Below are 6,768 nucleotides of genomic sequence, written 5' to 3' on the forward strand. Positions count from 1 at the left end.
CGGTCGACCAGCCCCTCGGTGACGACCACGTGGGCCATGGCGTTGACGACGGCGACGTTGGTGCTGGGCCGGAGCTGGAGGTGGTGCGCGGCCTCGATGTGCGGGGAGCGCACCAGGTCGATGCGGCGGGGGTCGACGACGATCAGCCGCGCGCCCTCGCGCAGGCGCCGCTTCATCCGGGAGGCGAACACCGGGTGTCCGTCGGTGGGGTTGGCCCCGATCACCATGATGACGTCGGCCTCCGCCACGGAGCGGAAGTCCTGGGTGCCGGCCGACTCGCCGAAGGTCTGCTTGAGTCCGTATCCCGTCGGGGAGTGGCAGACGCGGGCGCAGGTGTCCACGTTGTTGTTGCCGAACGCGGCGCGGACCATCTTCTGGACGACGTACACCTCCTCGTTGGTGCACCGCGACGAGGAGATCGCGCCGATCGCGCCCGGCCCGTGCCGGCGCTGGATGTCCCGCATCCGGCGCGCGACCGTGCCGATGGCCTCGTCCCACTCGACCTCGCGCCAGGGATCGGTGATCGCGTCGCGGACCATAGGCTTCAGCACCCGGTCGGGGTGGGTGGCGTAGCCGAACGCGAAGCGGCCCTTCACGCACGAGTGGCCCTCGTTGGCGCCTCCGTCCTTGTACGGCACCATGCGGACGAGTTCGTCGCCGCGCAGCTCGGCCTTGAAGGAGCAGCCGACCCCGCAGTAGGCGCAGGTGGTGACCACGGACCGGGTCGGCATGCCGAGCGCGACCACCGACTTCTCCTGGAGCGTGGAGGTCGGGCAGGCCTGGACGCAGGCGCCGCAGGAGACGCACTCGGAGTCCATGAACGTCTCGGCCGCGCCGGGCGAGACCTTGGAGTCGAAGCCGCGTCCCTCGATGGTGAGCGCGAAGGTGCCCTGGACCTCGCCGCAGGCGCGCACGCAGCGGGAGCAGGCGATGCACTTGGCGGGGTCGAAGTCGAAGTACGGGTTGGAGGTGTCCTTCTCGGCGTCGAGGTGGTTCTCGCCCTCGTAGCCGTAGCGCACCTGGCGCAGGCCCACCACGCCCGCCATGTCCTGGAGTTCGCAGTCGCCGTTGGCGGGGCAGGTGAGGCAGTCGAGCGGGTGGTCGGAGATGTACAGCTCCATGACGCCCTGGCGGAGCTTCTCCACCTTGGGTGTCTGGGTCCGCACGGACATCCCGTCCGTCACCGGGGTGGTGCAGGAGGCCGGGGTGCCCCGCCGTCCGTCGATCTCCACCACGCACAGCCGGCAGGAGCCGAACGGCTCCAGGCTGTCGGTGGCGCACAGTCGGGGGATGTCGACGCCGGCGAGCGCGGCGGCGCGCATCACCGAGGTGCCCTCGGGGACGGTCACCGCCAGCCCGTCGACCTCCACCGAGACCGTGGCCTCGCCGGGACGTTCCGGGGTTCCGAAGTCGGGTTCCTTGAGCAGTGTCATGAGGTGCCCTCCCCCCTCGCACCGCCGGTCCGAAGGGCGTTCGCCCCGGTGTCGGAGCCGCGGGCGAGGAAGTCGTCAGGGAAGTGGGTGAGGGCGCTGCGTACGGGCATCGGGGTCAGCCCGCCCATCGCGCACAGCGAACCGTCGGTCATCAGGTCGCACAGGTCTTCCAGGAGCGCGAGGTTCTCGTCCCGGTCCCGGCCGGCCACGATCCTGTCGATGACCTCGACGCCGCGGACCGAACCGACCCTGCACGGCGTGCACTTGCCGCAGGACTCGGCGGCGCAGAACTCCATCGCGAAGCGGGCCTGGGCGGCCATGTCGACGGTGTCGTCGAAGACGACGACACCTCCGTGGCCGACCATCGCGCCGGCCTCGGCGAAGGCCTCGTAGTCCATCGGCAGGTCGAACATCGACGGGGGCAGATAGGCGCCGAGCGGTCCGCCGACCTGTGCCGTGCGCACCGGGCGGCCGGAGAGCGTACCGCCGCCGTAGTCCTCGACCAGTTCGCGCAGGGTGACGCCGAACGCGGTCTCGACGATGCCGCCGCGGGCGACGTTGCCGCCGAGCTGGAAGACCTGGGTGCCGCGCGAGCGTCCGACGCCGAGGTCGGCGTAGGCCCGCGCGCCGGACGCGAGCACGACGGGGACCGTCGCGAGGGTGAGCACGTTGTTCACCACGGTCGGTCTGCCGAACAGGCCCTCGACCGCCGGGATCGGCGGTTTGGCGCGGACCGTGCCGCGCCTGCCCTCCAGGCTCTCCAGCATGGAGGTCTCCTCGCCGCAGATGTACGCGCCGCCGCCGACGCGCACGTGCAGGTCGAAGTCGAGCCCGGAACCGAGGATGTTCCCGCCGAGCCATCCGCGCTCGCGGGCGATGCCGATCGCGGCCCGCACGGTGGCCACCGCGTCGGGGTACTCCGAGCGGATGTAGAGGTATCCCTCGCTCGCCCCGACCGCGTGCGCGGCGATGGTCATGCCCTCGATGAGCAGGAACGGGTCGCCCTCCATGACCATGCGGTCGGCGAAGGTGCCGCTGTCGCCCTCGTCGGCGTTGCAGCAGACGAACTTGAGCCCGTCCGCGCAGTCGAGGACGGTCTTCCATTTGACGCCCGCCGGGAAGCCCGCGCCGCCTCTGCCGCGCAGGCCGGACGCGGTGACCTCGGCGACCACGTCCGCGGGCTCCCGCTCCAGTGCGGCGCGCAGTCCGGTGAGGCCGCCGTGCGCCACGTGGTCGTCCGGGGACAGCGGGTCGGTGACGCCGACCCGGGCGAAGGTGACCCTGTTCTGCCGGGCCAGCCAGGGAAGCCGGTCCACCACGCCGATCCGCAGGGGATGTCCGGCGCCGTCGAGCATGCCGGAGGCGAGCAGGTCCTCGACGTCGGACGGGGCGACGGGCCCGTATCCGACGCGGCCGTGCGGGGTCACCACCTCGACGAGGGGTTCGAGCCAGAGCAGGCCGCGCGATCCGTTGCGTACGACGTCAAGGCGGAAGTCTCCCTGCACGGCGGCCCGTCGCAGGGTGTCCGCGACCTCGTCCGCGCCGACGGACCGGGCCGCCGAGTCGCGGGGGACGTAGACGGTGACGGCGGGAGGTGCCGCGTCCTTGCCGCTCATGACGATGCCCTCCCGTCGAGGAGCGAGCCGAGCCCGTCCGGACCGACGCGTCCGTACAGCCGTCCGTTCACCTCCACCGACGGGCCCAGGGCGCAGTTGCCGAGGCAGAAGACCTGCTCGACGGTGACGGCGCCGTCCGCGCTCGTCTCCCCGGGGGCCAGTCCGGCCTCGCGGGCGTAGGCCACCAGGCGCTCGGCGCCGAGCGCCTGGCAGGCCTCGGCCCGGCAGACGCGGACGAGGGTGCGGCCCGCCGGCTCCCGACGGAAGTCGTGGTAGAAGGTCACCACTCCGTGGACGTCGGCCCGGGAGAGGTTGAACTCGTCGGCGAGCACGGCGATCGCCTCCTGCGGCACACAGCCCAACTCCGCCTGCACGGCGTGGAGTACGGGCAGGAGCGCACCGCGCTGATCCCGGTGGGCGGCCGCCGCCCGGCGCACCACGCCCTCGACGTTCCTGTCATCCACGCCGACCGTCATGATCGCTCCGCCTTCCCTGGTGCGGGTCCCCGGCGTTGCTCGCGGAGACCGAGACTACCCCATACAGGCTTCTGTATACAGAACTCAATCCGAATCAACTCCCTTCTCCCGGGCGGGAATCGGCCTCGGGCACGCCCCGGCGACCCGCGAGGGGGCGGCACACCCCGGCACACCCCGGGATCACCTCCCGGCAGCCCGGTGTCCTGCATACGAAAACCTGTATCCTGACGCGACCGTCGGCGACCCTCTCGGCGGCCACCTCTCGACAGAGCCGTCGGCCCCGCGGGACCCGGTGGCGGAACGGGGCTCCCATGCGTGAGGCACTCACGGCCGCCGCGACCCGGCGCGTCACCCGCCCGGCGCCGCTGCGGCAGGCGGTGTACGACGCCCTGACCGAACTGATCGTCAACGGCTCCCTCAAGCCCGGCCAGCACCTCGTCGAGGCCGAACTCGCCGAACACCTCGGGGTCAGCCGCCAGCCCGTGCGCGAGGCGCTGCAACGGCTCCAGACCGACGGCTGGGTCGATCTGCGCCCCGCCCAGGGGGCCTTCGTCCACTCCCCCACCGAGGAGGAGGCCGCCCAGCTCCTCGGCGTCCGCGCGGTCCTCGAGACCTACTCGGCCCAACTCGCCGCCCAGCAGGCGAAGCCCGAGGACGTCGAGAGGCTCTGGGAGCTGCACCAGGAGGGTGTCGACGCCCTCGCCGCGAACGACGTCGAGCGGCTGGTCGCGGCCAACACCGCGCTGCACGCCTTCATCACCTCCGTCGCCGCCAACGCCGTACTGGCCGAACTGATCGCGGGGGTCGGCCAGAAGGTGCGCTGGTACTACACGCCGATCGCGCGCCCCCGGGGCAAGGAGGCCTGGAACGAACACGCCCAGCTGATCAGGGCCATCGCCAAGGGCGACTCCGAACGCGCCGGCGAGGTCATGCGCAAGCACACCGAGCGCACCACCGGCTTCTACCGCAGGCAGCTCGCCGCCGGGACGGGCCAGGACTGACCGAGGGGCCTCCGGCACGGGACCCATCACGCACCCCGCCCGCCGGACCGCGCGGCGGGGACGGGCTCGAACTCCCCGCCCTCCGGCCGAAGGACGTCAGGACCGGACCGGAACTCCCCGCCCCCGGGCTCGACGGCTTCGCCGACAAACCCGGGGAGCGCGCCGCCGACGGCGGCCCCCAGCGCCGGCAGCCACGGCCGTACACGGCGCAGCAGGACGTCGAGCCCTCCGCCGTCCCGCCCGAGCATCACGTCGGCGGGAACGAGCACCGGATCCGCGTACAGGGTGGAGGTCCCGCTGCCCCTGGGCCCTCCCCCGCCGGGCCGGGCGGGGACGAACAGCTCCGGGGCCCGCGCCGGAACGACCCACAGCGTCAGACCGTCCACCCCGGCGAGCGGCCGGGAGGACCAGAGGTAGCTGTCGGCCTCGCCCGCCGCGACCACCTGCCGCTTGCGGCCCCGCAGCGCGACCACGTCGGCGAAACGCGCGGCGGCCGAGGAGGGCCTTCCGCACGCGTCCCCCTCTCCCGGCCCACCGGACGCGCCCTCACGGAGGGCGAGGGAGGCGAGGTGCCGCCCGGCGGCGATCTCCTCGCGCACCCAGGAACCGCCGCAGGACTCGACGGCGGCGACCGCCGCGAAGTGGGACGCGAGCACGGCGGCGGTCGCCGGGCAGACGCGCGCGGTCCGCGCGACCACGTCGACGGCCTCCGGCAGCCCGAGCCCACCACCGCCGGAATCCGAGGAGACGGTGAGGCCGAGCAGCCCGGCCCGGCCCAACGCCGACACGGCGTCCCGGGGGAACCGGCCTTCCCGGAAGGCCGGTTCGGCCGCGGGCGCCACGACTTCGGCCAGAACGGCGGAGAGAGCGGTGCGGTAGGACACGGGGTGCCCCTCCCCTCGAGAACAACCTCCCACGAAAACTGCATACAGTATGCAGCTCGTTCGCGAGGTGCACCAGAGAGATGCGGGGCCGATTCCGGGAGGACCGCCCGAACCCGGATCGCCTGCCCCCAGGGCCTCACCGGATCGCGGCGGACGCAGACGGCGAGACCCGTCCCGCACAGGTCAGCGGGGCATGAGCGGGTCGGGCGCACGACGACGTCGGCCATATGGAACGTTGACTCAGTTCACTGAGCGACAGTCCGGCGCTTCGTCGCTTCCGGCGGGACGAGTCTCTAGGCTGAGCCCGGATCACCGCCCGCTCGCGACCCGAGGACGCCCATGCCCCGACTCGCACTCTCCGACGACTTCGTCGCGGACCTCATCTCCCTCCAGAGGCCCGTCCAGAAGGAAGTCAACGACGCCATCCAGATGTTCCGGAGCATGACCGTCCCCCAGCTCCACGCCAGCAAGGGCATGCACCTGGAGAAGCTCGAGCGGGCACGCGACCCCCGGATACGCACGATACGCATCACCAGGTTCTACCGCGGTGTACTCCTCGCGCCCGACGACGGAACCGAACTCTTCACGCTCCTCCGCGTCGCTCCTCACGACGAGGCGATCAACTGGGCCTGCAAGCGCGCCTACTCGGTCAACGGCGCCACCGGCGGCCTCGAGGTGCGCAACGTCGAGGCGCTGGAGCAGATGGAGACCTACTTCGAGACGAAGGTGGTGTCCACCCCGACCCGCCTCTTCGAAGGACACTCCGACACGGTGCTGCGGGATCTCGGCGTCGACGACCAGGTCCTGCGCCTGGCCCGCGTCTGCGTCACCGCCGACGACCTGACGGTCATGGCACCGCCCATGATGCCCGCGGACCAGTACGAGGTACTGGAGTACCTGGCGGCCGACTACTCTCCCGAGGACGTCTGGGAGCAGCTCATCGCTCCGCGCGGACAGACCGTGCGCACGGCGGAGGACCGGCCGACGCCCACCCTCACCGAGGCGATCCTCAACACGCCGAACCGCATCGTGGAGGTGACGGGGCCGGGCGAGCTGGAACGGATCCTCACCGAGGACCTCACCCGCTGGCGGATCTTCCTCCACCCGGCTCAGCGCAGATACGCGTACCACCCGGGCTTCAACGGGCCCGCCCAGGTCACCGGCGGCCCCGGCACCGGCAAGACGGTCGTCGCCCTCCACCGCGTCCGGCATCTGCTGCGCACCGGCCGCGAGGGCGACCGGATCCTGCTGACCACCTTCACGAACGCCATGGCGGCCGCGCTGCGGGACAGTCTCGCGTTCCTCCTCGGAGACGCGGACGCCCACCTCCTGGACCGCGTCGACGTCACGACCGTGGA

The 6,768-nt window shown here is 72.3% G+C and carries 6 protein-coding genes; 2 read left to right on the forward strand and 4 right to left on the reverse strand.

The features are described 5' to 3' along the window. From CW362_RS42105 to CW362_RS42115, 3 genes are all read right to left on the reverse strand, one after another. Positions 1-1,433 (reverse strand): molybdopterin-dependent oxidoreductase (locus CW362_RS42105; RefSeq protein ID WP_162684430.1); only part of this gene is annotated, 1,433 nt, incomplete at its 3' end. Further along, the gene (locus CW362_RS42110; RefSeq protein WP_103554863.1) at positions 1,430-3,049 is read right to left on the reverse strand and encodes a formate dehydrogenase beta subunit; all 1,620 of its coding nucleotides are present in this window, start codon (positions 3,047-3,049) and stop codon (positions 1,430-1,432) included. The genes CW362_RS42105 and CW362_RS42110, both read right to left, overlap by 4 nt. After that, a complete protein-coding gene (locus CW362_RS42115; RefSeq protein WP_240658341.1) occupies positions 3,046-3,513 on the reverse strand; it encodes an NAD(P)H-dependent oxidoreductase subunit E in 468 nt (155 codons plus the stop codon). The genes CW362_RS42110 and CW362_RS42115 overlap by 4 nt, the downstream gene beginning before the upstream one ends. A gap of 323 nt (positions 3,514-3,836) precedes the next feature. Between CW362_RS42115 and CW362_RS42120 the strand changes: the two genes are divergently transcribed. Beyond that, on the forward strand, positions 3,837-4,526 hold the full coding sequence (locus CW362_RS42120; RefSeq protein WP_103554865.1) for a GntR family transcriptional regulator: 690 nt from the start codon (positions 3,837-3,839) through the stop codon (positions 4,524-4,526). 26 nt (positions 4,527-4,552) lie between these two features. Here CW362_RS42120 and CW362_RS42125 read toward each other — a convergent pair whose 3' ends face one another. After that, positions 4,553-5,410 carry an acyl-CoA dehydrogenase family protein gene (locus CW362_RS42125; protein ID WP_103554866.1) on the reverse strand — a complete coding sequence of 286 codons (858 nt, stop codon included), beginning with the start codon at positions 5,408-5,410 and terminating at the stop codon, positions 4,553-4,555. Positions 5,411-5,749: 339 nt separating this feature from the next. On the opposite strand from CW362_RS42125, the gene CW362_RS42130 reads away from it, so the two are divergent. Then, on the forward strand, positions 5,750-6,768 hold a 1,019-nt coding region (locus tag CW362_RS42130; protein WP_162684431.1), incomplete at its 3' end, for a UvrD-helicase domain-containing protein.

Source organism: Streptomyces populi (genome assembly GCF_002911015.1).
GTDB lineage: Bacteria > Actinomycetota > Actinomycetes > Streptomycetales > Streptomycetaceae > Streptomyces > Streptomyces populi.